The sequence below is a fragment of the Salinicola sp. V024 genome, from assembly GCF_052645315.1.
In genome coordinates, this window is sequence record NZ_JBQXYB010000001.1 from 34,257 (window position 1) to 60,480 (window position 26,224).

The 26,224-nt window shown below is 60.9% G+C and carries 20 protein-coding genes and 1 pseudogene; 15 read left to right on the top strand and 6 right to left on the bottom strand.

Annotated features, from left to right (window positions below; translation table 11 throughout):
• The first annotated feature begins 90 nt into the window (after positions 1–90).
• The 9 genes from ACUN9V_RS00175 (at position 91) to ACUN9V_RS00215 (ending at position 16,476) form a co-directional block, all read left to right on the top strand.
• Complete coding sequence (locus ACUN9V_RS00175; RefSeq protein WP_445509883.1) at positions 91–1,641, top strand: hypothetical protein; 1,551 nt, start codon at positions 91–93, stop codon at positions 1,639–1,641.
• Entirely contained in the window at positions 1,638–5,138 is a 3,501-nt protein-coding gene (locus ACUN9V_RS00180) for an alginate lyase family protein (protein WP_445509884.1), read from the top strand. Before ACUN9V_RS00175 ends, ACUN9V_RS00180 begins: the two co-directional genes overlap by 4 nt.
• A 151-nt stretch (positions 5,139–5,289) precedes the next feature.
• On the top strand, positions 5,290–7,563 hold the full coding sequence (locus ACUN9V_RS00185) for an alginate lyase family protein (protein WP_445509885.1): 2,274 nt from the start codon (positions 5,290–5,292) through the stop codon (positions 7,561–7,563).
• Positions 7,560–9,347, top strand: coding sequence for a hypothetical protein (locus ACUN9V_RS00190; RefSeq protein WP_445509886.1), 1,788 nt, complete (start codon positions 7,560–7,562; stop codon positions 9,345–9,347). The genes ACUN9V_RS00185 and ACUN9V_RS00190 overlap by 4 nt, the downstream gene beginning before the upstream one ends.
• On the top strand, positions 9,344–9,778 hold the full coding sequence (locus ACUN9V_RS00195) for an oligosaccharide biosynthesis protein Alg14 (RefSeq protein ID WP_445509887.1): 435 nt from the start codon (positions 9,344–9,346) through the stop codon (positions 9,776–9,778). The genes ACUN9V_RS00190 and ACUN9V_RS00195 overlap by 4 nt, the downstream gene beginning before the upstream one ends.
• Complete coding sequence (locus ACUN9V_RS00200; RefSeq protein ID WP_445509888.1) at positions 9,775–10,287, top strand: glycosyltransferase; 513 nt, start codon at positions 9,775–9,777, stop codon at positions 10,285–10,287. Before ACUN9V_RS00195 ends, ACUN9V_RS00200 begins: the two co-directional genes overlap by 4 nt.
• 66 nt (positions 10,288–10,353) lie before the next feature.
• Complete coding sequence (locus ACUN9V_RS00205; protein WP_445509889.1) at positions 10,354–11,712, top strand: undecaprenyl-phosphate glucose phosphotransferase; 1,359 nt, start codon at positions 10,354–10,356, stop codon at positions 11,710–11,712.
• An 83-nt stretch (positions 11,713–11,795) separates the two neighbouring features.
• The gene (locus ACUN9V_RS00210; protein ID WP_445509890.1) at positions 11,796–14,795 is read left to right on the top strand and encodes a glycosyltransferase; all 3,000 of its coding nucleotides are present in this window, start codon (positions 11,796–11,798) and stop codon (positions 14,793–14,795) included.
• Between the two features lie 52 nt (positions 14,796–14,847).
• On the top strand, positions 14,848–16,476 hold the full coding sequence (locus ACUN9V_RS00215; protein ID WP_445509891.1) for a hypothetical protein: 1,629 nt from the start codon (positions 14,848–14,850) through the stop codon (positions 16,474–16,476).
• Between the two features lie 28 nt (positions 16,477–16,504).
• Here ACUN9V_RS00215 and ACUN9V_RS00220 read toward each other — a convergent pair whose 3' ends face one another.
• From ACUN9V_RS00220 to ACUN9V_RS00230, 3 genes are all read right to left on the bottom strand, one after another.
• Positions 16,505–17,095, bottom strand: coding sequence for an NADPH-dependent FMN reductase (locus ACUN9V_RS00220; protein WP_445509892.1), 591 nt, complete (start codon positions 17,093–17,095; stop codon positions 16,505–16,507).
• A 128-nt stretch (positions 17,096–17,223) separates the two neighbouring features.
• Positions 17,224–18,132 (bottom strand): NAD-dependent epimerase/dehydratase family protein, encoded by a 909-nt coding sequence (locus tag ACUN9V_RS00225; protein WP_445509893.1) that lies wholly within the window; start codon positions 18,130–18,132, stop codon positions 17,224–17,226.
• Positions 18,133–18,290: 158 nt separating this feature from the next.
• Positions 18,291–18,764, bottom strand: a complete 474-nt coding sequence (locus ACUN9V_RS00230; protein WP_445509894.1) for a GAF domain-containing protein — start codon at positions 18,762–18,764, stop codon at positions 18,291–18,293.
• Between the two features lie 436 nt (positions 18,765–19,200).
• On the opposite strand from ACUN9V_RS00230, the gene ACUN9V_RS00235 reads away from it, so the two are divergent.
• From ACUN9V_RS00235 to ACUN9V_RS00245, 3 genes and pseudogenes are all read left to right on the top strand, one after another.
• Positions 19,201–19,479, top strand: coding sequence for a hypothetical protein (locus ACUN9V_RS00235; protein WP_445509895.1), 279 nt, complete (start codon positions 19,201–19,203; stop codon positions 19,477–19,479).
• A 133-nt stretch (positions 19,480–19,612) separates the two neighbouring features.
• Positions 19,613–19,669 (top strand): annotated as a pseudogene (locus ACUN9V_RS00240) (hypothetical protein); the annotation flags it as partial.
• A gap of 205 nt (positions 19,670–19,874) precedes the next feature.
• Complete coding sequence (locus ACUN9V_RS00245) at positions 19,875–20,498, top strand: dienelactone hydrolase family protein (RefSeq protein ID WP_445509896.1); 624 nt, start codon at positions 19,875–19,877, stop codon at positions 20,496–20,498.
• Between the two features lie 104 nt (positions 20,499–20,602).
• Here the strand turns inward: ACUN9V_RS00245 and ACUN9V_RS00250 are convergent, their stop codons facing one another.
• Positions 20,603–22,072, bottom strand: coding sequence for an ATP-binding protein (locus ACUN9V_RS00250; RefSeq protein WP_445509897.1), 1,470 nt, complete (start codon positions 22,070–22,072; stop codon positions 20,603–20,605).
• Positions 22,073–22,074: 2 nt separating this feature from the next.
• Positions 22,075–22,785 carry a winged helix-turn-helix domain-containing protein gene (locus ACUN9V_RS00255; protein WP_445509898.1) on the bottom strand — a complete coding sequence of 237 codons (711 nt, stop codon included), beginning with the start codon at positions 22,783–22,785 and terminating at the stop codon, positions 22,075–22,077.
• A 189-nt stretch (positions 22,786–22,974) separates the two neighbouring features.
• Between ACUN9V_RS00255 and ACUN9V_RS00260 the strand changes: the two genes are divergently transcribed.
• Genes ACUN9V_RS00260 through ACUN9V_RS00270 form a run of 3 tightly spaced genes read left to right on the top strand, consistent with a single transcriptional unit; the run spans position 22,975 to position 25,102 of the window.
• Complete coding sequence (locus ACUN9V_RS00260) at positions 22,975–23,346, top strand: pentapeptide MXKDX repeat protein (RefSeq protein ID WP_445509899.1); 372 nt, start codon at positions 22,975–22,977, stop codon at positions 23,344–23,346.
• A gap of 60 nt (positions 23,347–23,406) precedes the next feature.
• Entirely contained in the window at positions 23,407–24,324 is a 918-nt protein-coding gene (locus tag ACUN9V_RS00265) for a cytochrome b/b6 domain-containing protein (RefSeq protein ID WP_445509900.1), read from the top strand.
• On the top strand, positions 24,317–25,102 hold the full coding sequence (locus ACUN9V_RS00270; RefSeq protein ID WP_445509901.1) for a molybdopterin-binding protein: 786 nt from the start codon (positions 24,317–24,319) through the stop codon (positions 25,100–25,102). The genes ACUN9V_RS00265 and ACUN9V_RS00270 overlap by 8 nt, the downstream gene beginning before the upstream one ends.
• Positions 25,103–25,154: 52 nt before the next feature.
• Here the strand turns inward: ACUN9V_RS00270 and ACUN9V_RS00275 are convergent, their stop codons facing one another.
• Positions 25,155–26,051 (bottom strand): LysR family transcriptional regulator, encoded by an 897-nt coding sequence (locus ACUN9V_RS00275; RefSeq protein WP_445509902.1) that lies wholly within the window; start codon positions 26,049–26,051, stop codon positions 25,155–25,157.
• Between the last annotated feature and the right edge of the window lie 173 nt (positions 26,052–26,224).

Consider the following 26,224-nt stretch of genomic DNA (forward strand, 5'->3'; position numbering starts at 1 on the left):
GAGTCAGCGGGTGACACTTCAGTTCGGGAGTCCGTTTCTCGTTCGGAGAGCCCGGCCATTGGCGCCCAGTCAGTACCGGGTGTCGAGCGCATGTTTCGCGGGGAGCAAGAGGAGCCCGCTGCATCCCAGTCGGTGGCCGTTCTCTATCGCGTCCTGGACCAGAGCACGCTCGGCGGGCTAACTGGTGCGGGGGCCCTCGAGCGCCTGCATCATCTGCTCGACAACGAGCCCGGCGAGCCCCGAATCGCTCGGGATTGGGTCATGGGCCGGTTCGAGGACCGCACGTTGCGCCCGGCGTTCATCGCCTGTCTGGAGCAATATGGCGTGCGCTGGATCGATGCCGGTGACAGCGCCGCGCGTTGTGGCACCCATCACTTCGCGGATGACGCGGCGCATCGCGACAACAGCACCGCGGGGCGGTTCGTTCCCGATGCCAAGCTGCTGGGTTTTCTCGATGCTCATGCCGATCGGGCGTTTGAATGGCTGATGATCTGGCCATGGGATTGCGCGCTGCCGGCGGTGGCGGAACGAGATCTGCTGCTGGATCTCGCCCGGTCCAGCCATGACGGCTTGCACCTGTCACTGCTTCGCCGAAGTGTCGCTGGCGCCGCGGGAAGTCAGGAGCCGGATTTCGCCTGGAGCGGCATGATGCTGCCGGTATTGCCGCGACGCCTGGGGGACGAAACTCTTGTGAGCGTGATGACCGATACGAGCGTTGCGGGCCATCGTGCCGGCTGGGCGCTGGAATCGACCAGCGTGGCTCATCTCCACTCGCCATCTGATGTTCGCTCGGCGGAGATCGGGCGGGCCGAAACGTCATCGTTTCATTTCGGTATCTGCCTGCGGGCCAAGGCCTGCTCCCAGAATTGGGCGCTGACCTGTCAGAATCTCGAACGCACGCTCGAAAACCTCGCGCGTCAGCGCTCACGTGATTTTCGCGTCTGGATTGCCGCTCACGAACGGCCCGAGATTCGAACCTTCGGTCTGGATGTCGAGTATGTCGTCGTCGATTTCGAGCCCCCGGTTCGCGCCGATGGGACGTTCGGCAACGACAAGCGCCGTAAGCGCAACGCGCTGGGTGAGGCATTGAAGGCATCGGTGACGGTTGGCTTCTATTACATGCAGCTCGATGCCGACGATCTGCTCGATCCTTCGCTGGTGTTGGCCGTGACGAGCGACGACAACCGCCGCGGCTACCTAATCGAGAACGGCTATATCTTCGACTATGAGAAGCGCGCCGTCGCCCGCTGTAGTGAAGAAACCGTGCCGTTCTGGCATCAGTGCGGTTCGAGCGCGGTGCTCTTTTTCGAATCCGATGACTTCAATCGAGACGGCGAAGACGAGAGCTATTTCGAGCGCCAGCGGATGCATGAGCAGTTTGCCGCTCTCGCCCAGATCAAGGGCAGGCCGCTGGCCTCCTGGGTCGACGACATGGCGCTGTATCTCGTCAATCATGGCGAGAACCAGTGGTCGAACTATCGCCATGAGAATGACGGTCGCGCCAACAGCAAAAGCAAATTCGTCCATCGATATAAGCTCGAATCGCCCGCGGCGCTCGATATTTTCGCGCTGCGCTACCCGGAGCTGGATCGACGCGAAGTCGCCGTCGATGGAACCGACAGGGAAGTGAGAACATCATGAGTCAGAGTCCAAAGACGCCGTCCGCTCAAGACGTGCTATGGGATTCGATCGAGGCCGAAAATTCCGGCCGGATCGCTCAGCTGGAAAGCCAGATCCAGGCCTTGAAGGCATCGAAAGCGTCCGGCTTAGCGCAAAGGTCGAATAAAGCCCTGGCCGAGGAACTCGCCGAACAGCACCAGTCGTTGACGAAACTGGAAGACGAACTGGCTGACGCCGCCCGGCGATTCGAGCGGCGATTCGATGCCATCGCGATGATGGACATCAAACCGCGCTTCCCTGAGACGTTGAAGAAACAGTATGGAGCGAGCGCGCTGGCGACAGAACCGGACGATTTCGTTCTCTACCGTATTATCGGCAACGATCTTTATCCCCGCCATCGCAAGGGGCAGTCACGCGACAACCTCAGATTCATTCTGGAAAACGAGCAGCCTCTCGAGGGCTGCAAGAAGCGCTGGGTTGTCAATCGTATTGCCGATCCGGCGGAAGAATCCGCCATTCTGACGCTGCTGGAAGCGCATCATCAGGAGTGGATTCACATTCCGTTTTCGGCCGAAGAGTACCGCCGGATTCCGCTCGATTTCAATTGTCTGCCTTCGCCGGGCTATCTGGCCAGTGCCGAATTCGCCAAGCTCGGGCCTGAGCAGCGCCAGCGACTGCTGACCGCGCTGTACCGGTTCAAGAACAACTACGTCATGAACAATAACGGCGCGCGCAACCGGGCGCTGGAAGCGGGACTCGGCGAGGCCAAGTGGGTGCTGCCATGGGACGGCAACTGCTTTCTGACGCCGCGTGCGTGGAACCGTATCGTCGAGGACGTGCGCGAAAGGCCCTGGCTCGCCTATTACGCCGTACCCATGACGCGTGTGTTGGACAATCAGCGGCTCATCGATGACCACTTCGAACCCGAAGCCGTCGAAGAACCCCAGCTCATCTTCCGCAATGACGCCGATGAGCGTTTCAACGAAGCGTTCTGCTACGGGCGTCGGCCCAAGGTCGAGCTGTTCTGGCGTCTGGGCATCCCGGGAAAATGGGACCGCTGGAAGGACGACGCCTGGGAGCAGCCGCGCCGGGAACTGGGGCCGGAGGCCGGTCAGTTCGGTGTCGCCGGCTGGGTCGCCAGGCTCTATTCCGGTATGGGAAGTCTGGAGAAGGACAACCAGGCGAGCTTCAAGCAGCGTGGCCTGGCCCGCCAGGAGGCGATCGTCTCGACCCTGCAGTGGCTCGATCGTTCACATCGACCGGAGACGGCCGACAGCGAGCGTTACGGCGTCCTCGATCCGCTGATGCTCGATGAAGAAGCGCGTCAATATCAGGCGGGCGACAACGAATCATTGCAACAACGGATCGAGGACCTGCTGCTTGGCGCCGACGAGGCGCTGGAGCGTGGGCCTTTCACGGTCACCGACAAGACGACATTGCCACCCAGCGAGGACCCGCAGGATTACTGGCATCCCGCACCGTATTGGTGGCCCAACCCCGAAACGCCCGACGGTTTGCCCTACATCCGGCGTGACGGCGAGCGAGTGCCTGGCACGCGCATGTACGAGGCCGACAGCGAGAAGTACGATCGCACGCGCGTCCAGCGCCTGTTCGACGACGGACTGACGCTGGCGCTGGCATGGCGCTTTACCGGCGACGATCGTTACGCGGATCATGCGATACGCAGCCTGCGCACCTTCTTCATCAACCCCGAGACGCGGATGAACCCGCATCTGCAGTTTGCGCAGGTACGTCTGGGTCACAAGAAGAACCAGGGAATGAGTACCGGCATCATCGAGTTCAAGGATTTCTACTTTTACCTCGATGCCGTTCGCATCCTTTCGAATTCACCGGCCCTCACGCATGGCGATCTCGAAGCTTTCCGCGCCTGGCTGAATGATTACCTTGAGTGGCTACTGACCTCGGCGCAAGGCATGAAGGAGCGTCAGGCTGGCAACAATCACGGCACATACTATGACCTGCAGGTCGCGTCGATTGCGGCCTTTCTGCAACGCCAGGAAGTGCTCTACGAGACGCTGTTGCGCGCGCAGTCTCGCATCCCTTGTCAGTTCGCGCCCGATGGCTCTCAACCCGAAGAACTGACACGAACGACCACGGCTCATTACTGTTGTTATAACCTGCAGGGTTGGCTCAACATCGCCGAACTGGCAGATCATTGGGGCGTCGACTTATGGCGTCATGTCGCCCATAACGGAAGTTCTCTCTCGGGTGGCGTCGCTTGGCTTCTGTCGCTGAGCCAATCGACTTGGCCCTTTCCGCAAGTAGATGCGTTCGATTACCAGCGCTTCTATCCGATTTACCTTATGGCCAAGCGTCTCGGCCTCGAAAGAGATGCCAATCTCGAGCATGATTCTCTGTCGTTGAAATCTATCTTCCATCCTCATGATGGCATCATGCCGTACTGGAATCTGCAGCTGGTTGACTGGGACCAAAAGCGGAACGAGACAGCAGCCAAGCCGGTCGGTGGCGATGAGCGTCAGAAGATCGGTCAGCACTATGTATTCATGCGCTTCGGGATCGGGATTTTCGACGAGCATTGGCTCGAGCATCGCCTCGGACTTTTGAAGTCTGTGGCTCTGCCATCGCTAAGAGCGCAGAAAGACGTATCATTCAAACTGATCCTTCAGGTGGATCGCCGACTGCCGGCCCACTACCTGGCCGTCATCGAGAAAGAGCTGGTCAGTTTCCCTGAGGCTGAAGTTCGCTATCTCGCTTTACATACCGACAAGACTAGGGACGCCAAACAGGCCGTCACTGAAGGACAGGGATCGCCTAATGATCTAGTTATTGCTACCAGGCTGGATGATGATGATGCCCTGACCGAAAAGACTTTTCATCATATTCAGCGAGCTGCATTCCAACTGATACGACAAGGACTCGAGCGAGGCGTGATTGCCGTTCGCTCGGGCTATCGCTGGATACCCAGCAATATGAAGGTAGTGCCCGAGGATCATCACTCGCTGGGCATCGGGTTGTCTTTCCTATTCAGGCGGCGTGATTGGATCGATCTCTTTCAGAATCACATGGAACTGCCGCAGCGTTTTAGAGAAGAGAAAGGTGAGCTGACCTATCTAGAATCTGATGAGGCTCAATGGCTCTATACCATTCATTCGTTGGCAGATACCTCTGTCTATCATCGCATCGATGAACTGTCTCGATCCGCGAAATCCTACGTCGTCGACGCTGACTTTCTCTCTCGTTTCAATATCGATCATGAATTGCTGAAGCAGTGGTTGAAGCTGGAGGGGACGCGTGAATTGTCGGGCGACGCAAAGGTCTCGGTTCGACTCAAGGAGCTGGAGAACGTGATCGTGGCGGCGAGGCGAGAACAGATTCGCCATGGTACTGAACCGGAAGAGTCACTGGCACAGCTCTATCAGCAACGAGAGGCCTTGACGCGTAACCTGACCCGGAGCGTAGTCAGTGAGCGTGACCTGGGGCTAGACAGCACGGATGCGAAGCAACGCGAAGATAACGATGACCTTCCGGAGTCGTGATCCGGCATCCATGATGTGAACCAAAGGTCTTTGAATCGAGTTGAAATCGCGAGAAAGGTTGTCACACCAACGGATAACGATCGAATCCCCGGTGGCGGAGACGTCCATGCTGCTTGGGCTACGAGGACTTGGCTCTTTTTACGGTTAGATAATGTATAGAAAACTGGCAAGGATGCTGAGTGAGCGGCTCAAGAAGCGCTATCGGGTGGCGCGTCGGCTCTACGAAAAGCGCAATCGTCCGACGCCCGCTGATCGAGGCGCGCCCCCGGTTGCGGCTGAGGGAAGCGTGTTGGCGAGCGACGGTGCCAAGCCGTTTCGCTTCGTGCTGTATCGGATCATCGGCAACGATCTGGAGCCGCGACACGCGCGCGGGCAGTCACGCGACAATCTGCGTTTCATTCTGGAGAACGAGCCGGTGCTCGAGGGATGCGAGAAGCGTTTCATCGTCAATCGCATCGTCAATCCCGATGAGCACGCGGCGATCGTGGAATTGCTCGAGTCGAACGGTCAGTCCTACATCGACATTCCCTTCGACGAGCAGACGTACGCGTCTACGCCGTGGGACTTCGAGGGGTTGTCGTTTCCCGGCTTCACCCGATCCGAGGATTTCCACGCGCTGAGCGAGGCGGAAAAGGGCCGAGTGATGATGCGGCTTTATCGCCATCGCAACCTTTACATCATGAATAACAACGGTGCCCGCAACGTGGCCCTCGACGAGGGCTGCCAGCTCGCCGACTGGGTCCTGCCGTGGGATGGCAACTGTTTCGTGACGGCCGCGGCATGGACGGCGATCCGGACGGGCATCGAGGCATCGGCGCAGCAGCGCTATCACGTCGTGCCGATGGCCCGGATCACCGATAATCAGCAGCTGCTGGCACCCGACTTTCGCCCCTCTGCCGAGGAAGAACCACAGCTCGTCTTTCGCCGCGACGCGGTCGAACGTTTCGATGAGCGCCATCCTTACGGGCGGCGTCCGAAGGTGGAACTGTTGTGGCGGCTTGGCGTGCCCGGACGCTGGGATCGCTGGAAGATCGAACCGTGGGATCTGCCTTGCCCGGCCTATGCGCCGGAGGCCGGGCAGTTCGCTCAGGCGGGATGGGTGGCCAGGCTGGAATCGGGTAAGGCGCATCTGGAAGGCGACCCTTCGCGGGGGTTGGTGGATCGGGGCGTCGCCCGAGTCGAGGCGGTAACGGGGTTGCTGGATCGTCTCGATGCACGATTCATGGCAAGTCACCGCAGCACCGGGTCGCTACTGTTCTACGACGGCAATGCGCTGCTCGCGCCGGGAGACCGGGCTGGGGACGCGGAATTGTTCGAGGAGGCCGCGGCCGCGCTCGCTCGCGGGCCGTTCTCGGTCGTCGATAAGAGCACGTTGGCGCCTAGCGGGGATCCGCACGACTATTGGCATCCCGCGCCCTATTACTGGCCCAGCCCGATCCTCCCCAAGTGGCTGCCCTATATGCCGCGCGACGGGGTCAGGGTGCCTGGCACCGTGCTTTACGCGCCCGAAAGCGATCAGTACGACCGCACTCGTCTCCAGCGCCTGTTCGACGATGTCACGACCTGCGCCATTGCCTGGGCCCGAAGCGGCGAGGCTCGCTATGCACAACACGCTGCGACCCTGATTCGGGTGTGGTTTATCGATCCCACTACGCGCATGAATCCGCACTTGAAGTACGCGCAGGTGCGTCAAGGCCACGACCGCAATCGGGGCAGCAAGTCCGGTATCATCGAAATGAAAGATATCTACTTCCTGCTCGATGCCGTCCGGCTGATCGAAAGAGGCGGGGCGCTGGCAGACGCCGATCGCGAGGCGTTCAGACTGTGGTTGCGAAGCTATCTCGAGTGGCTGCGGACGAGTTCGCAGGGTCGTGCCGAGCGGCGTTCGGCCAACAATCACGGTACCTACTATGATTTACAGGTCGCTGCGATCGCGTCGTACCTGGAGGACTACGCGCTAGTCTCCACCACGTTACGCGACAGTCGGGAGCGTATTCTCGAGCAGTTCGACGAGGCCGGTGCACAGCCCGAGGAGCTGAAACGCACGACGACCGCGCACTATTGCTGCTTCAACCTGCAGGGCTGGGTCTACCTGGCACTGCTGGCCGAGCGCCACGGTCAGGATCTGTGGCACTTTCGTGACGACCGGGGGCGCGGTCTCGAGAAGGCGTTCGAATGGCTTTTGAGTTTCGAGGGACGCGACTGGCCATGGCGCCAGATCGATACTTTCGACACTGATCGCTTTCAGCCGCTGCGTGCCGCTTATGCTTACGCTTATCATCCGGCTTCGGTCAGCGGCGATATCCCCGCGTCCCGCCAGTCCATCCGCCTGTATCATCCTCATGACGGCGTTCGACCCTGGTGGTTTCTGGGGCGAGAGGGAAGAGGTAACGACGATTTCGATGCACAACGGCGAGGCTCATGAATCTCTATCGCGCTAGCTGGCGGCACTTGCGTTGGTTCGCCAGCGTCTGGCGGCAGCTCATTCGGCATACGCCGTTTGCGGCGCCGATGACGGCGGGTACGCTGCTGATCTCGCAGCTCGCTCAGGTGGTCGCCTTTCTGCTGCCTTTGAAGGTGATCCTGTTGCTGGGTGGCAACGGGATTCCCCGCTATTTCCAGGGTTTCGTCACCATGGAGACGCGTTCGCTCTGGATCGTGCTGCTCTGCGCCGGTGCCGTGCTGCTCTTTGCGGTGTCGCAGTTCATGGATTGGCTGGCCGACCGGCAAAGCCAGCGGGGCGCGCTGGTCGTATTGGATAACGCCCGCAAGATCACGCTGTTCAATGATCAGGATGCCGGTGTGCGCGAACAGTACCGCCGGCTTTGCGAGGCGATGGCGGAGGGGGCCATGGCCCTGGTGGGGTTCGGCGTGGGGCTGTATCTGTTTCCTACTCTGTTCGCCTTTCTCCTGCTGGTGGTCGTGGTCATGGCCGGTGCGACGTTGGGGTTGGCATCGGTAGGCAGCGCCGACTACCGGCATCGGGTCGAGCGCTGGCTCAACGCCAACAGCAAGGGGCTATTGCGGATTCTGGGCTCTTCGGGTTTCCTGCTGGGCTTCCTGTTTCTGGTCTTCGAGTTCTACCGCTTGAGCGAGCTCAATCTGCTCATCGCCATCATCAGTCTGATTCTGAGCCGACGCATCTTTCAGTCGCTGACCAATTTCGTGAACGGACAGATTCGTCTGGCCGAGCAGCGTCAGCGGGTCGATGCGCTGTTTTTCCATGAACGCCAGTTGCAGAGTGACACCTCGCGCGGCGGTCAGCGCTTCTGGGAGCTTTTCGCACCCGCGGCCCGGCTCGCGCGCAGCCGTGAATGGATCCGCGCACGAGGAGGCCGCGATGCCGTGGCATCGTCTCGCTGGTGGGATGGCGGCCAGAGCAATGTGGCCTGGTTCGCATTGGCTGAGGAGTCATCGGTTCGTGAGGCTTCGACTCGCGAGCCGTCGGATCGCGAGTCGATCCTCGAGAAGATCTATCTTCCCAGACAGCGCTCTCAGGGCAATCACGAGACTTACCTGCTGGAGCGGATCGATCTGGGGGCCGTTCACGCGCCGCGTCTTCTCGACAAAGGACAGATCGAGGAGTTTCTCTGGCTGCACCTGCTCTGTCCGCCAGGCGCAGCGGTTCCGCGCGAGCGGCGGGGTGAAATGCAGCGCAGAATCTTGTTCGATCTCTGGTGTTACGTACCGCCGGAGGAGATCGTCGATAGTTATCTGCGCTCCCATCCGCCGCTGTGGGCCCGCGTCGATCGTGCCCTGGTGGACAAGGTGCTGCTGGCCGCCGAGGAGTCAGCGGAACGTGAGCTGGTGGAAGCCTTCCAGCGCCGACTCGAGGAGATGCAGCGTCGGTTGAAGGCGGTACCGCTGCATATCTACAACCCCGATGTCAGCGACCGCAACATCCTGCTCGACGAGCAGGATTCGCCCTGTGTGCTGTGCTGGGGGCGATGGAGCCTGGAACCGATTGGTGCCGGCGCGACGCCACGTTATCTCGTCCAGGCCCGGGAGGGTGAGATGATGGGTGCGCTGAGACAGCGCCGGAAAATTTCGCAGAAGGTCACCGACCGAGATTTTCTGCTTGCTGCCGGGCTGCATGAGCTGGAGCGACTGATCGAACGCCAGCAGTATCGCCGGGCACTAAGGCACATAGAGCACGTGCTGCAGGATGTCTATCCGCCACCGGAAGCCACGCCGGCGAGCGCCTCATGAGAGCGCTTCTGGTTGCCTCCTTCGGCGGACATCTGGTGCAGCTCGAACGGATTGCGGCGCATCTCTCGCTGGGCTCGACCGTCTGGGCCACGACCCGGCCGGCATCGATGGATCAGCCCCATCACGTGATCACGGATTTCAACAAGACCACGCTCTGGCGAGCAGGGCGTTGCGCCGTCGATATCCAGCGGATACTGCGCCACGAACGCTGCGATGCGGCAATCAGCACGGGTGCCGCACCGGGGCTACTGTGTCTGGCGTTGGCCCGGCTCGGGGGCAGCTACACAGTCTGGATCGATAGCGTGGCCAATGTCAGGCGGCTATCGCTCTCCGGACGGCTAGCGACATGGATGTGCCACGAGACACTGACGCAATGGCCGGAAGTCGCCGCCAGTCATCGGCGCGTCTCCTATCTGGGAAGCGTACTGTGATTTTCTTGACCGCGGGTGGCCAGCTGCCTTTCGATCGTCTGGCCGAAGTCGCTCTGGAAGGCGCGCGTTCGTTACCGGAAGAGCCGGTCATCTATCAGGCCGGGCCAGGCGGCACCGCCTGGTTCGAGCACAGGGACGTGCCGGCCAACCTGGCTGTCGAGGAATTCATGGAGGTGGGTCGCCACCGGAAGCTGATGGTCGAGGCGCGCTGGGTAGTCAGCCACGCCGGCATGGGAAGCCTTCTGCCCCTGTTGGAGCAAGCACGGCCGGTATTGGTTTTCCCGCGCCTGAAGCGCTACCGAGAGCATCGCAACGACCATCAGTTGGACACGGCGATAGCGATGCGTGAACGCTTCGGCCTGGCGTTCTATACCGAGTCGCAGGCGCTGATTTCACAGCTCGCGCAGACGCCGTCTGCCACTGACGACAGTAAATTGGAACTTATCGAGCGGCGACGCGAGGAGTTTGGACATCGATTGCAGGGAATGCTGGAGAGTCGGGTGCGCTGACGTGAGAGTATCTCGCCAATCACCCGGGTTAGGGTTTTCAGTCAAGGGTAAGGAGTGCCCGCGGACGTGAGCCAAAGAAACGTATTACTGCTGTTCATCTCGTTGATGGATATCGCCGCTTTGGCGGTATCCGGGGTGTTGATGTATGGCCACCGCTTCGGCACGTTCGATCTTCACGAGCGTTATCAGTGGGCGATTCAGGTCATCGCGATCATCATCATTCTGGTCGGCGTGCTGATCGATGCGTATGGCAACTGGCGGGTCAAGCGACTGGGGCGAATTCTCGCCGACCAGGTGATCATCTGGTTGATAGCGGCCGCCGTATCGACGACGGTCATCTATTTCATCCATGCGGCAGAGCGCTACTCGCGACTGTGGCTGGTGCTCACGTTCCTGATGTCGTTCGCGATCAGCGCGTTGGGCAGAATTGTGCTGCGCACGGCCATGGGCCGGTTTCGACTCAAGGGCCGCAACCGTTGCCGTGTGTTCATGATCGGGCCGGGGAAGACGTTGCTCAACGTGACGCGCCATATGCGACGCGAACAGAGCGCCGGTTTCTCGGTCTGCGGCGTGCTACGCCTGGCAAGAACGCCCAGCACCCGAGAACTGGACGCGCTCGCGCGGCGGGTGGAAGCGTCGAAAGCGCAGGAGGTCTGGATCTGCATGCCGCTCAACATGGGCAACGCGATCAAGGCGATCATGCACTCGCTGCGCCATCAGACCGTGGAGATTCGATTTTTCCCCGAGCTTTCGGATCTGCCGATACTCAATCACAAGGTCAGTGAGGTGGTCGGTCTCTATGCCATCGACCTGAGCGTCAGCCCGATGACCGGGCCGGCGCGGTTCACCAAACGGCTCGAGGATCTGGTGCTGGGCAGTTTGATCACGATCTGCATCCTGCCATTCTGCGTGGTCATCGCGATTGCGATCAAATGCTCCTCCCGGGGGCCGATTCTGTTCAAGCAGTACCGGACCGGGATCAACGGCAAGCGTTTCAAGGTCTACAAGTTCCGTTCGATGCGCTTGCACGGCGATACGCGGGGCTTTCTTCAAGCACGACGTGACGACCCTCGATTCACGCGGATTGGCGCCTTCCTGCGAAGAACGTCGCTGGATGAACTGCCGCAGTTCTATAACGTGTTGCAGGGGCGGATGTCGATCGTCGGCCCCCGACCTCATGCGCTTTCCCACAACGAGCACTACAAAGAGCTCGTTGAATCCTATATGCAGCGTCACAAGGTCAAGCCGGGGATCACGGGATGGGCGCAGGTGAGCGGATATCGGGGGGAAACCGACACGATCGAAAAGATGCAAAAGCGCGTGCAGTACGATCTGTGGTATCTGGAAAACTGGTCGCTGAAGCTCGACCTGAAGATCATTTTTCTGACGGCCATCAAAGGCTTCTTCGGCAAGAACGTTTATTGAAGGTGAGGCGCCGCCGGCAGGCGCCCTCCTGCCCGACGACACAGTGGTCGCACGGCGAACGATGAATTGGGAAAGGATGCACGATGAACAACGAGACGGACGATCAGATCGCTGCGCTGGAAAGGCTTATTGCCGAGACGCGACGGGCTCGGGGCGAGCTGGGGGGCAAGTCTTCCCCCGCGCACGGCAAACCTGCCGGCGAAGCGGATTCGGGTCGAGCTAGCTCGGACCCGACGCTCCAGCGCTTGCACCGCCAGCAGAAGCTACTGCAGCAACTGGCACGCGAGCTCGAACGCCAACCGGGAAGCCGCGAAGAGTCTGCCAAGCCGAACGCCGTGCGCCGCCTCGAGCCGGAAAAAGCGGCTGGCACCGTCCCGCAAGGCAGGCGTTCGGCTACCGAGCGTGAAATCGAGGGACTTCAGCGACGATTGGCTCGGAGTCAGAAAGAGATCGAGGAGCTGCGGCGCAAGCAAAGCAGCATTCTTGCCAGCCGCTCGTGGCGCGTCACCGCGCCCTTGCGCGGTGCCGCCGTGATGTTCGGCGGCAAGCGGCGGCTGCAGAGCCAGCGTCAGGCACTCCATCGTCTCGACGAGAATACCGAGCCGACGGGCGAAGTCTCGGTCCGCGCCGAGCGCAAGCAGGATCTGAAGGAAAAGAAAAAGCACGCCCGCAAGCGCGTGACTCATGCGCGCGTGCATCTCTATACGCTCGGTTTCGTGGAGCGCGGCGTGCAGGAGCTCCAGTTGCTGACCGAGGATCGCGTCAACGCGTTCATGGCGCCGTGGGCCGAATGGGAGCTGGCGCTTTGGCATGCCTCCCATACCGAGGTCAGCGCCAAGCGTCAGGCCCTCGAGCATATCCGCCGCTATCGCGCTCATGATTTCGAGCTGTTCAACGAGTCCGCCATCGCCGTGGTCGAGGCCGAATGTCTGGAAGCCATCGGTGAACGCGACAAGGCCGTGGCATTACTGGAAAGCCTGCGTTCGACGAGGCTCGACGGTGACGTGCTGCTGGGGCTGGCGAATCTGAAAGACGGTGACGACAAGCTCGCCTCCATCAATCAGTGTCTCGCACAGTCGGCGATCGAGACGATCCGCTTCCTGCCCGACGATGGCCATGCGCTCTACGATCGCATCGCGGTCGACGGCTGCGAGGTCATGGCCGATCCGCTCGGCGAGCTCCCGCGGGTCACGGTGATCGTCCCCGTCTTCAATGCGGTAGCGACCGTAGAGCAGGCGATGGAGTCGCTGCTCAAGCAGACGTGGCCCAATCTGGAGGTGATCGTTTCCGACGACTGCAGTACCGATGGCACCTTCGAGCGGGTCAAGGAGTACGAAAGCCGGTTCGAAAGATTGATCGTCATTCGCAACGAGCAGAACTCCGGACCTTATGTCGCCCGTAACAACGCCCTGAAGATCGCCACCGGAGACTTCGTGACCTGTCATGATGCCGACGACTGGTCGCACCCGCGCAAGATCGAGCATCAGGCCCGCCATCTGGTGGATTCGCCGGCGGTGTTCGCCAACACCTCGCAGCAGGCGCGGGCGTTCGAGGATCTGCGATTCCATCGTCGTGGCAACAAGGGCTACTACATCCAGTTCAATCTGTCGTCACTGATGTTCCGGCGCGAGTCGGCGCTCGAGACGATCGGCTACTGGGATGCCGTCCGTTTTGCCGGCGACTCCGAGTATCTGGCCCGGATCAAGAAGGCGTTCGATCCGGAGGCACTGGTCCATCTCGATACCGGGCCGCTCTCGTTCCAGCGACAGTCGGCCGATTCCCTGACCAGTTCGAAAGGCTCCGGCTATAACGGCTACAAGTATGGAGCCAGGGCGGCCTACGAAGAATCCCATCGAGCCTGGTACGACAAGCCGGTCGATCTTTACGACGATCCCGACAAGCAGCAGCGTCACTTCTTCGTGCCGGGGTCGATGCGGCCGCGGAAACCCGAAGCACGTCATTACGATGTCGTGCTGGCGTCGGATTTTCGGCTCTCGGGCGGAACGACCTCTTCCAATGCCGAAGAGATCAAGGCCAATCACGCCATGGGGCTGAAGACGGCGATCGTGCAGATGTCCTGTTACGGCTTGCGCATCGACCGTCGCATGGAACCCAAGATTCGCGAGCTGATCGAAGCCGGTCAGGCGGAGCTCATCGTGTTCGGTGAGAGCGCAAGCTGTGACGTCCTCGTCATCCGGCAGCCCTGGGTGCTGGAGGATTATCAATCCTGGCTGCCCGAGATTCGTCCCGGCGCCGTTCGGGTCATCGTCAACCAGCCGCCCAACCGGGACTACGGCAGCGAGAGCGCCACGCTCTACCATATCCCGCGCTGTCGCGAAAACGCCGAGCGCTACTTCGGGACCAGCGGCGTATGGCACCCGATCGGGCCGCTGGTGCGCAAGGCGCTGGTCGAACATCATGCAGACGATTTGAAAGACATCGTGCTGAGCGACGAAGACTGGCCAAACATCATCGATGTCGACGAATGGCGACGTGGCTCACGGCCTGCGCCGCACTCGCGCATCAGGGTCTGCCGGCTGTCGCGTGATCACGTGTTGAAATGGCCGGCGGACCTCGAGACGCTGACTCAGGTCTACCCGACGGACGACGCGTTCGAGGTGCACGTGCTAGGCGGCGCCGACACGGTCGCCTTGATGATGGGTGGCCAGTTACCGGAGAACTGGTCCGTTTCCGCTTTCGGCGCAGAGCACCCCCGAGAGTTTCTGGCCCGCTACGACGTGTTCGTCTACTACACCCACCCCGACTGGGTGGAGGCGTTCGGTCGCGTCATTTTCGAAGCGATGGCGGTGGGGCTTCCGGTCTTTCTGCCCTGGGATTACCAGCCGCTCTTCGGCGAAGCCGCGATCTACGCCGAACCGGCGCAGCTGCAGCAGCGGGTGAAGGCACTGATGGCCGACCCGGAGGCCTACGCCAGGCAGGTCGAAATCGCCCACGCCTACGTGCGCGAGCGGTTCGGCTACACCGCTCACGCCGACAGGCTCGAAGCGGTCAGAGCCGAACAGCAGGCCGCCTCGTTGCTGCCGCCCGCCGGCAATGATGTCAATTCCGAGCCGCCGCAGTGATACATCGTCGGCATGGCGACTCGCCGTCCGGCGACAGTAAACAGGAGTAGTCATGTATCCCGAGGGATTGTTTGTACTGACCTCGACCCAGCATTCGGAGATTCCGGATATTCTGCTGGGCAGCGTTTTTCATCGACGCGACGTGCTCCTGGGTAGTCAGGGCCTCGCCGATTACTTGCGTCGGCATCCGGCAGCGGATGTCCGCGAGTTTTCCGAGGGCCGTTTCATTCTGGTGAGAAACGAAGGCGGACGGGTCGTCATCAAGACCGACGATCTCGCCCAGGACACCGTCTATTACTTCTCCGATGCCTCCCGAGGTCGGGCCTACTGGGCAGTCTCCAACTCGCTGCTGGCGCTGACGCGACAGCTCCGCTACGACGGCTTTTCACCCGGATTCCACGAAGCCGCGACACTCGGGTTCTTTGCCGGCAATCAGTCGCTGTGGGGCGGGCAGCCTCTGTCACTGAATACCCTCGTGGACGGCGTGCGTTTCATTCCCGCCGGTCGACATCTGGAAATTGCACCGGGCGGCTTGCCGCAAGTGACGCTGTCGCCGACGCGAGCCGATCGCCAAGGGCTGGATTATGCCGAAGGGCTGATGGAGTACGTGCGGGACGTTCAGGGCCGGGTTCAGGCGCTGGTCAGCCACGGTTATCGCTTCAATCTCGGTCTCTCCGGCGGGATCGATAGCCGCATGAACTTCGCGCTGATGCGACCGTTCCTGAACCCCGACAGCGTTCGAGTCCACAGCAACCAGCAGCGCAGCGAAGACTTCGAGGTCGTCCGCAAGATACAGGGTCACTACGATTTCCCGATCGACGGTTTCGCCTCCCGCAATGGTAGAAACTCGGGACGCGACAACGTGATGACCTGGATGTCGGGTGTGCTCGGCGCCTATCTGCCGGTGCGCATGCCGATGCGGAACCGGAATATTTCCAGCACCTTCAACGTCCACGGCGGTAACTTCCGGGCGGGCATCTATCACATCCAGCCGCTCAAAAAACGGGCGAAGAATCTCGCACGTCACTTCGAGTCCAGGGAGCAGGCGGAGAAAGTCGAACGCGAATTCTACGGCTTCTTCGACAGCGTCGGTGTCGATGTCGACGATCCGATTGCCCTGGATCATCACTACATCAATACACGCGCCCGATTTCACTACGGTCTCAACTGGTATCGGCAGCTGGATCAACCCCTGTTCACGCCGCATCTTTCGCGCCAGCTGTTCGATCTTTATCACCGGCTGAAGCCCGAGCAGCAGGAGGGGGAAAAGTTGATCTACGACCTGTTGTCGTTGACCGATCCCGACCTGATCGATTTTCCGTTCGATTCGCCGCAGAAAGGGTTTTCCGACGCTGTGCGCCGGCAACGCTCGTCGCTGTCGCCGCAGGATCTCGCCGCGCGTGGCGTGCCGGAATTCGAGGTGCACGGCGCCCTGTCGCCAGCCGAAGCTGGCGAGGACCATCCCGAGGCCGAGGCTGAATTCATGGCGTTGGTCGACGAAAAAGTTCGTCACCACGCCGCTGGTCTCAAAGGTAGCAGCGCGGAAATCGATGGCGTGATCGCGGAACTCGATGAGCACGCCAAGCTTAGTGGGGACCGCGCGACTCACCGATATACAGGCCTGGTCGTGACGCTGGGAGAGTTCAGCGAGATCCTCGGCAAGCCTCCACTGACGAGATGAAGCCGGAAGGGCTTAAGAGAAGGGCGGATTAGAACGGCGGGTCGCGGTGAGCGCGCTGACGTTTGCCTGCCTCAGTCCACCACGCGAGATCATCGGCAAACCGGCCGAAAGCGCGTTCGAACGAGGCGCCGGTATCGCCGAGCGGTGTGCCATGTTCATCCAGCGTGTTGCCGATCTGGCCGACCGCGACGGTGCTGGAGATAACCACCATGCCCATCTCGGCCAGCGTGCCGTGCCAGACCAGATTGGCGTGGGCGCCGCCGAGACGCCCGGCCGAATAGCTGATGATACCGGCCGGGCGCCAGAACCACTCTTCCAGAAAGTGGTCGGTCAGGTTCTTGAGCCCTGGCTGGACGCCCCAGTTGTATTCACCGGCAACGAACACGAAACCGTCCGCTTCGCGGATCTTGCCGGCTAGCGTTTCCATCGCCGCCGGCGCCTCGCCCTTGGGGTATTCCTTGTACATCCGGTCCAGCATCGGCAGGTCGATCTGCATCGCATCGATCAGTTCGGCGTCGAAGCCCTGTTCGTTAAGCGTGCGAACCGCATAGTCGGCGAGCCGAATGCCGGCGCGGTCGGCTCGGTAGGATCCATAAAAGACAAGGATTCGGTCAGGCATGGAATGCTCCTTTCTTCGGGAGGCGTGCACCTATTCTGAGCAGATCATCGTGACCTGAACAAGATAGCTCATCGAGACCGCTTTACCTCTCGCCCGTGTTATCCCCGCTGCGAACGCCTCGTTACACGCTATTCGCTTTGCGGGTCGGCGATATATTGCCGCCAGGTATAGGCTTCACGGAAACCGAGCACGTCGCGGATCTTGCGGTTCGAGTACAGCGCCTCGTGTTCGCCCAGTTCGCGGCTCACAGGTACCTCGGGATAGAAGCGCTCGATGATCTCCCGGGTCGTCAGGTTGACGGAGTTATCGTCGTTGCCGGCGTTGAAGATCTGATAGCCCAGGCCGTCGGTCGCAAGGCAACGGTCGACGATCTGGCCGAGATCACGCGCATCGATGTAGCAGAACACATTGCGTCGCCGCAGCGACGGATCGGCGAAGTAGGCCGGGAAGTTCTCCGCGTATTCGTGGGGCTCGATGACATTGCCGATCCGCAGGCCGTAGATGTCGAAGCCTGAGCGCTTCTGGAACGCCTGTGCGGTGCGCTCGTTGACGACCTTGGACGTGCCATAGCTATCCATCGGCTCGGTCGGATGTTCCTCGTCCACCGGCAGCACCTGGGGCTGGACGACACCGTCGGCAAAACAGATGCCGTAGGTGGTCTCGGAGGAGGCAAAGACGATCTTGGGAATACCGAGCTTTACCGCGGCTTCAATGACGTTATAGGTGCCAAGCGTGTTGACGCGGAATGTCTCGTTGTCCGGCTTGATGAGAATGCGCGGGATCGCGGCGAAATGCACCACGGCATCGAAGTGCGGGACACCGTTGCCCGGCTCCAGTTCGTCCAAGTCGGCATAGCTGCTCAATGCATTGAACATCTGACCGCTGTCGGTCACGTCGGCGATGAGGTTGTCGACGCCGGGATGGTCCAGCGGCGTCAGGTCGACGTTGACGACCCGATGGCCGCGCTCCAGCAGATAGGGCACGACATGTCGGCCCGCCTTGCCGCTGCCGCCGGTAAACAGAATACGCAGGACCATATCGCTCTCCTTAGGATCGGATCAATTTGTACTGCTCTGTAGGGTAGACGGAAAGAGGGTAGGCGGACATGCGCGCGTCGGGGCATGGATCCCAGACCGGGATACCTTATCTTTGGGCGGGTCGTCATCTTCGTGGCGGTTCGTTGCCAAGGAACCGGTTATGCCGAAGCATCCTCATTCTGCCCGCCCCGGTTGTTTGCTGTCGTGTGCGTGTCCCGAGCCGGCACAGCGTGGGTACATAGATGCCGACTGATGGCTTCACCTATCTTCATCAGGTCGCGCGCCTCCTCTCGCGTGAAATCGTAAGGAACAGGCTTGGCGATGCCGAGCGTGCCGAATAGATTTCCCTCGAAGATCATTGGCGCCGCCATCGAGCCTTCCACTTTGGTTTCCTTTGCCGCGGGGCGTGCCACCCCGGATTGATCCGTTTGCAAGTTACACATTTCCACAGGTCGCCTGCGTTCAGCGGCAATACCCGCCATGCCTTTGCCGATGGGGATGGTCTGCATCTTGGACAGTAAAAATGGCGGAATGCCTTGTTGTGCCTGCAAGGCGAGCAAGTTCGTGCGCCTGTCCAGGACATGCAGCGTACCGGTAGCACAATCGAAGGCAGCGATAACGTCTTCCAGCAAGCGTTGCCAGTCGATGTCACCTCGCGGTTCTGGAGCCGATCAAGGAGAAGAGCAATGTTCTGAGGCATGATCTTTTCTATGTAAGGGGCTGATGAATAAGACAAGTGTTATTAAAATCGGTAACTCAAATTTACAAATGACCGAGTTCTTTTAAAGATGGTTTTTCTGGCCCTGCCGGTTCATCGTCTCGCCGGCGATGAATTTCTGAACGTGCGTAGTAGACGGAATGCTCGCGTTTGGCCATGTGTCCGAGGATGGCAAATCTTATCTTCACGGCGGCCTTCTCTTCATGGTGGCCTTGTCGCTTTCTCAATGGATTGAAGATAACCCCCCATCCATCCTCTCGACATTCAGTACAGCAACCATGGCATTGCATAAACGCAGGCTCGGCAATTAAGGACTTGAGGTATCGACGCTTGGCCTAGGTTGCATGGGCATGGGTCAGTCTTTTTTCACCGATTGCGGGGGTTTTCTGACTGGCGAGGTCAAGCGCGCGGAGGAGTGTCCGCAAGACGATTTTCGGCATAACGATCCGCGCTACCAGGATCAGAATTACTATGACAACGTGCAGGCCGCCCAGACGGTACGCGACATCGCCACGGCGAAGGGAGTTCAGCCCGGTCAGAACGACGGCTTTTCGTACTCCCGCTGGCGTCGCCGTTGGAAATGCTCCGTGACACGGGCAGGCTGGAATTGGCAGATACTTTCAGGTTAGCGCCGGGATGGAAGCCCACCATGATCATGTCGAGCCAAGTCGAAATCGCCGGAAACTGTAAGCCGTCATGAATTTGTGCCAGATTAGGTTGACCCCGCCATTCGGTGCCGGGGCGCGACCGGAGATCGAACCGATGAGCCGTCTCACCGCGAAGGACTTTCCCCCGGAACTGCTCGAACTCTACGACTATTACGCGCATGGCCGTATCACGCGGCGAGATTTTCTCGACCGGGCTGGCTTGATCGTTGGCGGCGTGGCGGCGGTCTCCATGCTCGCCGCCTTGAGCCCGAACTATGCGCTGGCCGAGCAGGTAGCGTTCACCGATCCCGACATCCTGCCTGAATACATCACCTATCCATTCACCCAATGGACACGACGAAGTTCGAGGGTATCTGGTGCGCCCGACCAACGTGAACGGCCCCGTGCCCGGCGTGGTGGTCGCGCACGAGAACCGCGGTCTCAACCCTTATATCGAGGATGTCGCACGGCGCGTCGCCAAGGCGGGGTTCGTCGCGCTGGCGCCCGACGGCTTGAGTTCCGTCGGTGGTTATCCGGGCAATGACGACGAAGGGCGCGAACTACAGCAACAGGTCGATCCCGAAAAGCTGATGAACGATTTTTTCGCGGCGATCGAATTTCTGATGGCACACGACGCCACCACCGGCAAGGTCGGCATCACCGGTTTCTGCTATGGCGGTGGCGTTGCCAATGCGGCTGCCGTGGCATACCCGGAACTGGGCGCGGCCGTGCCGTTCTACGGTCGTCAGCCGGATCCCGAGGATGTGGCGCGTATCCAGGCACCGCTGCTGATCCATTACGGCGAACTGGACACCCGTATCAACGAAGGCTGGCCCGCCTACGAGACGGCATTGAAAGCGAACGACAAGGTTTACGAAGCCTACATCTATGCGGGCGCCAATCACGGCTTTCATAACGATTCGACGCCGCGTTACGACGAACAGGCCGCCGAACTCGCCTGGTCACGGACGATCGACTGGTTTCGCCGTTATCTCGCGTGATGGTTCCGGCGGTTATCGATGCAACCGGCGTGGTCGTGGCTGTCCCTGTAGGCGCTGGCAGTGGCGCTCATGTGTCACCGCGCGGTCCCGAGAACGTGGAATGTCTATGACGCCAGCGGCAGCGTGAACCAGATGCAGGAGCCGCGGCCCGGCTTGCTTTCGAGTGTCAGTTTCGAGTCGTGACGTTTCAGAACGTCGCAGACGATCGCCAGACCCAGGCCGGTCCCGTCACCGCGCTCGCGGCTATGGGCGGTGCGATAGAAGCGCTGGCATACCAGCGCAACCTCCTCGGGTTTCATGCCGATACCGGTATCGCGAACGCCGATCTTGAGGGTGTCGGCATCCAGGTTGAGGATACGGATCGTGACGTGTCCACCGGCATTGGTGGCGAACAGGGCATTGTCGACCAGATTGGTCAGGGCGTGATCGATCAACTCGACATCCGCGGCCACTTGGGCCATGGCTGCCTCGTTCTCGACCGTGAGGACGATGTCGTTCTCTTCGGCTCTGGGCCGAAATTTGCTGACGATGTCGTTGGCCAATTCGGCAAAGGAGAACGACTCGAGGCTCAGCGCGCGATCAGAGATATTGGCGTGGGACATCTGCGAAAGCTGCGCGGCCAGGCGTGTCAGTCGATCGACATTCAGGCGGATGGCGTCGAGATTTTCGCGGCTGTCGGCCGAGGTCGCGGTGCGCAGCAGTTGTCGGGTGTAGCCGGACAGCGACGTCAGCGGGGTGCGGAATTCGTGGGAGAGATTGGCGACCAGTTCCCGGCGCTGACGGTCGTTGTCACGCAGCGCCTCCACCTGCGCCTCGATGGTGGCGGCCATCTCGTTGAAAGCCCGGCCCACGCGCCCGATCTCGTCGTCGATCCGGTCGGGCACGCGCTGACGGTAATCGCCGCGGGCGAAGTGGCGCACGGCGCGCGTCACCCGAGTGAACCGGCGGGTCAGCAACGCAAACAGCGCAAGCCCCACCACCAGAGTCAGCAGCAGGGCAACGCTGGTGGCGATTAGCAGCGTGCGAGAGATGCCGCTGGTCTCCCAGATATTGGCCATCGAAACCTGGGTATTGGCTTCCAAGCGAACGAACAGGTAGCCCGGTGTGGCTTCGGGGCCGTAGGCCACCGGGGCTACGGAAAACACGCCCTCGCCATCCTGGCAGGGCATGTCCGCGTAGACCGGCAGCATCGGCATCTCCGAGAGCAGTTCGGCGATGGCGCCCCGGTCGACCTGTTCGCCCAGACCGCACGAACCCTCGCTGTAAGCACCGACCACCCGGCCGTTTTCATCGAGAACGTATAGCGATAGCGACGGGTTGATGGTCATGATCTGCTGGATGGCGGTATGTACCCGATCGTCGTCGAGACCCTGGCTGAGTGGTGCTCGAAGGGTCTGGGCCAACTGTCTCGCCATGTTGATCTGGGAGCGTTGCAGCCATTCGCGGCCCAGCTGGTCGAATTGATCGACAGCGATCAGCGCGGTCGCCGCGGATAGCGCGATCATGCTGGCCAGATAGATGAAGACGATGCGTGCGTAGAGACTGCGATAGGCTCTTCTGAGAAGTGGCCACATGATCACTCGGCCGCCGATGCCGGAAGGTCGGTAAAGCGGTAGCCGATGCCCCACACGGTTAGGATGTAACGCGGGTGGGCGGGGTCGTCCTCGATCTTGTTGCGCAGCCGGTTGATATGCGTGTTGACGGTGTGATCATAGCCGTCGAACTCCGCGCCCCACACGGCGTCGAGCAGCTCTCCCCGGGAAAAGCCTCGGCCGGGGTGGCGGGAAAAGAACGCGAGCAGGGCGAACTCTCTGGCGGTCAGGGAGAGCGGGCGCCCATGCAGCGTCGCGCGGTGATGGGTGGCGTCGACCTCCAGATCCATGACGACGACGGGATGAGAGTCGGACCGCCTGTGCGCATCGACCGCTTCCCGGCGACGCATCAACGCGTGGATCCTCGCCACCAGAATGTCGGTATCGAACGGCTTGGTGATGTAGTCGTCGGCGCCGATTTCCAGGCCTTCGACCACTTCCCGGGTCCCGGCGAGCGCCGTCAACATGATCAGCGGTATGGCGGCGTCCTCCCGGCGGATCTCACGGCAGACCTGAAGGCCGTCGATGCCCGGCAACATCAGATCGAGAATCACCATCGATGACTCCGTCCAGCGCGATAGTGCCTCCTCGCCAGTACTGACCCAATCGGCCTTGTAGCCGGCCTCGGCCAGTATGGTCTTCAGCAGACGTCCGATATCGGGATCGTCCTCCACACAGAGTACCGAGCGCGGCATGAGCGGCTCCGAGCGATCAAAGGACCGAACATAGCCGAGATGCCCGACCGAGTCATCACGCGAATGTCACGCCTGGAACGGGAGAATCGCACGTTATGGTTTCGTGATGATTGGCCCGAGATCCCCGATTACCTTGCTATCACCGCCTCGCTACCGAGGTGGCTACCGACAAGGGATAGGGAGAAGGTCATGATCGCGAATAAATCGAAGTTCCTGCTGGCATTGAGTGCCACGTTGTTGAGCGGTGGCGTGTTCTTCACGAGCCTCGCCAGTGCTCAGGAAACACAGACCGATAGCATGTCCCAGGACGGCATGGGGCACGACGACGCCATGAGCCAGGACGGCATGAGCCACGATGACGCCATGGGCCAGGACGGCATGAGCCACGACGATGCCATAGGCCAGGACGGCATGAGCCACGACGACGCCATGAGCCAGGACGGCATGAGCCACGACGACGCCATGGGCCAGGACGGCATGAGCCACGACGACGCCATGGGCCAGGACGGCATGAGCCACGACGACGCCATGGGTCAGGACAGCATGGATCACGATAATTGAGCCATGGCCTTCCGGCGGCCGCGGCCGCCGGATGCCGTCTGCGTGACAGCGAGGTGAATCATGCCATCCGGTATCGGCCCCGTCGCCAATCCCAATCCCAAGCCCAACGCCGATTCCAGTTCCAGGCCGGCCTCCGAGCCGGAAGTATTGGAGTCGTCCCGGTTGATCAAACGCCATAGCCTGGGCACTCGGCTGTGGCACTGGACCAATTTCCTCTGTCTCATCGTGCTGCTGATGAGCGGCCTGCAGATATTCAACGCGCACCCGGCGCTGTACTGGGGAGAGCAGTCCGGTTTCTCCGATCCCTTCATCGCGATTCATGCCCAAGCCGGAAACGACGGTGAACAACGGGGCGTGGTACGAGTCGCCGGCTACACGCTCGATACCACGGGCGTGCTGGGGCTCTCCGATGACAATGGACAGCTGCGCCAACGAGCCTTTCCGCGTTGGGCGACGCTGCCGGGGGACAAGTGGCTGACGATGGGAAGAAACTGGCATTTCCTCGCCGGCTGGATCTTTGCCCCTTCGGTGGTGGCGTACCTGCTTTACACCGTGATCAGCCGTCATCGGCGAGGCTCGATCTTTCCCACGCGGCGACAACTGAGAGCCATACCCAGGACGATCGTCGATCACGCGCGGTTCCGCTTTCATCACGAAGCCGACTACAACGGCATCCAGAAGCTCACCTATGTTCTGGTGCTGTTCGTGCTGTTACCGATGATGATCCTCACCGGGTTGACGATGTCCCCCTCGATCAATGCGGCCTGGCCGTTGCTGACGGAGCTGTTCGGCGGCCGGCAGAGCGCCAGAACCCTGCATTTCATCTGCGCGTTGTCGCTGGTGGGTTTTTTCTTCGTGCATATCGCCCTGGTGCTGGTCTCGGGTGTCTTCAACAACCTGCGCTCGATGGTGACAGGGCGCTATCGCATCACTGAAAGGCCGGCTGGGCCGGTGAATCGGGAGGATTCGCATGAGTAAGCCACAATCGTCCGGGCCGAACCGGAATAGACGCCGGCTTCTCTCCGGCATGGCGGCGCTGGGGGCGGGAAGCCTGCTGGCGGGTTGCGACCGGATAGCCGGCAACACTTCGGTGAAGCGCGCGCTGGGTAGCGTCGAGCAACTGACCTACAAGGCGCAGCGGCTGATCGCCTCCCGGCAGGCGCTGGCGCAGGAGTTCGACAAGAGCCAGATCGCGCCGGTCTTCCGTCCCAACGGCACCACCAATCCTCAGGAAGACTATTATCGCGCCTGGGTGGAGAACGATTTCGCCGACTGGCGATTGACGATCGACGGCCTGGTCGAGCAGCCCACGACGTTGTCGCTGGCCGAGCTGAGCGCGATGCCGTCGCGAACTCAGATTACCCGCCATGACTGCGTCGAGGGCTGGAGCTGCATCGGCCAGTGGACGGGCGTGCCGCTGGCGGACCTGCTCGATCGCGTGCGTCCGCGGGATCAGGCCAGATTCGTGGTCTTCCACTGTGCCGAGCACACCTACGGCGGTAGCGATCTCTATTACGAGAGTCTCGACATGGTCGAGGCCTATCATCCGCAGACGATACTCGCCTATGGGCTGAACGATGCCGCGCTGCCGGTAGCCAACGGCGCGCCCCTGCGCCTGCGAGCGGAGCGCCAGCTGGGTTACAAGCAGGCCAAGTACGTGATGCAGGTGGAGCTCGTCGACAGCTTCAAGAACATTCATGGTGGCAAGGGCGGCTATTGGGAAGACAGGGGATACAACTGGTGGGCGGGAATCTAGGTCAATGATGCCGACTTCGCGGGGGCTGTCCTGGCGCTGCCTTCGGCCCGGCTCAAGCGCGAGTCTGATGATTTGGCATTGCCATCTGCTCGCTGAGATGGTCGATCAGCGCACGGGTCTTCGGTGTGGGGTGCTTGCTCGATGGCCACAGAGCATAAAAAGCCCCGTCGCGACTGACGGTATCGGTCAGTACGCTTTCCAGGCGGCCATCGTCGAGCGCGTTGCAAATCGCGAAGTCTGGCAGACAGGCGATGCCGTGGCCGTCGAGGGTAAAGCGAAGATGAGCGTCGAGATTGTTACAGACCATTGAGGTCGGCAGCGCAACGCTGTCTGCCTCGAATAATGGCCACGTCTCGAGCCTGCCAGAGCTCGAGTAGCGATAATGAAGACAGTGATGGTCGGCCAGGGCGGCGGCCGAGGCCGGTTTGCCGTGGCGTCGAAAGTACTCGGGAGCGCCGACCAGCATCAGACGAAAGCTGCCCAGTCTTCTCGCGGTCAGTCGGGAATCCACGGGTTTGGCCGCCCGGATGACGGCGTCGAATCCTTCCTCGATGACATCCACTACCCGGTCGGTGAAATCCAGATCCAGCTCGATCTCCGGATAGCGGTGCATGAAGTCACTCAACACCGGCAGCATCAGCGCACCGGCGATCGGTAAGCTCAGACGCAGACGCCCTCGCGGCGCCCGTTGCAACTCATCGAACTCGGCCTGGGCGGCATCGATCTCGGCCAGGATCCGCCGACTGCGCTCTAGGAACCTCACGCCCTCGGCGGTGAGCGTCATGCTGCGAGTGCTGCGATGAAGCAGACGTCCGCCGAGCCTGTCTTCAAGGCGAGCGATGCTCTTGCCAACCGCCGACGCCGAAAGTCCGAGCTGCCGCCCGGCCTTGGCGAAGCTTCGAGCCTCGGCGACCTGCACGAAAACCGTGATGCCGTGGATGCTGTCCATCGATATGCCAACGCCATGAAAATGAATTGCGGACAGAATAGTCCGGGGTGTGCGGAAATCCATCCGTCTTTTTCTGAAGTCGGCTAACGGTTAGGGTCTGCGGCTTTCACTTCGACAGGAATGCCGACATGTTAATAACCCCGACGACAGTCAGGTTTTTCCAGTGGTTCGCC

What these genes read in the sequence shown, in the direction of transcription:
- ACUN9V_RS00175 (WP_445509883.1), top strand. Translation starts at nt 91, where the DNA reads ATGTTTCGCGGGGAGCAAGAGGAGCCCGCTGCATCCCAGTCGGTGGCC.
- ACUN9V_RS00180 (WP_445509884.1), top strand. Translation starts at nt 1,638, where the DNA reads ATGAGTCAGAGTCCAAAGACGCCGTCCGCTCAAGACGTGCTATGGGAT.
- ACUN9V_RS00185 (WP_445509885.1), top strand. Translation starts at nt 5,290, where the DNA reads ATGTATAGAAAACTGGCAAGGATGCTGAGTGAGCGGCTCAAGAAGCGC.
- ACUN9V_RS00190 (WP_445509886.1), top strand. Translation starts at nt 7,560, where the DNA reads ATGAATCTCTATCGCGCTAGCTGGCGGCACTTGCGTTGGTTCGCCAGC.
- ACUN9V_RS00195 (WP_445509887.1), top strand. Translation starts at nt 9,344, where the DNA reads ATGAGAGCGCTTCTGGTTGCCTCCTTCGGCGGACATCTGGTGCAGCTC.
- ACUN9V_RS00210 (WP_445509890.1), top strand. Translation starts at nt 11,796, where the DNA reads ATGAACAACGAGACGGACGATCAGATCGCTGCGCTGGAAAGGCTTATT.
- ACUN9V_RS00215 (WP_445509891.1), top strand. Translation starts at nt 14,848, where the DNA reads ATGTATCCCGAGGGATTGTTTGTACTGACCTCGACCCAGCATTCGGAG.
- ACUN9V_RS00220 (WP_445509892.1), bottom strand. Translation starts at nt 17,095, where the DNA reads ATGCCTGACCGAATCCTTGTCTTTTATGGATCCTACCGAGCCGACCGC.
- ACUN9V_RS00225 (WP_445509893.1), bottom strand. Translation starts at nt 18,132, where the DNA reads ATGGTCCTGCGTATTCTGTTTACCGGCGGCAGCGGCAAGGCGGGCCGA.
- ACUN9V_RS00235 (WP_445509895.1), top strand. Translation starts at nt 19,201, where the DNA reads ATGGGTCAGTCTTTTTTCACCGATTGCGGGGGTTTTCTGACTGGCGAG.
- ACUN9V_RS00250 (WP_445509897.1), bottom strand. Translation starts at nt 22,072, where the DNA reads ATGTGGCCACTTCTCAGAAGAGCCTATCGCAGTCTCTACGCACGCATC.
- ACUN9V_RS00255 (WP_445509898.1), bottom strand. Translation starts at nt 22,785, where the DNA reads ATGCCGCGCTCGGTACTCTGTGTGGAGGACGATCCCGATATCGGACGT.
- ACUN9V_RS00260 (WP_445509899.1), top strand. Translation starts at nt 22,975, where the DNA reads ATGATCGCGAATAAATCGAAGTTCCTGCTGGCATTGAGTGCCACGTTG.
- ACUN9V_RS00265 (WP_445509900.1), top strand. Translation starts at nt 23,407, where the DNA reads ATGCCATCCGGTATCGGCCCCGTCGCCAATCCCAATCCCAAGCCCAAC.
- ACUN9V_RS00270 (WP_445509901.1), top strand. Translation starts at nt 24,317, where the DNA reads ATGAGTAAGCCACAATCGTCCGGGCCGAACCGGAATAGACGCCGGCTT.
- ACUN9V_RS00275 (WP_445509902.1), bottom strand. Translation starts at nt 26,051, where the DNA reads ATGGACAGCATCCACGGCATCACGGTTTTCGTGCAGGTCGCCGAGGCT.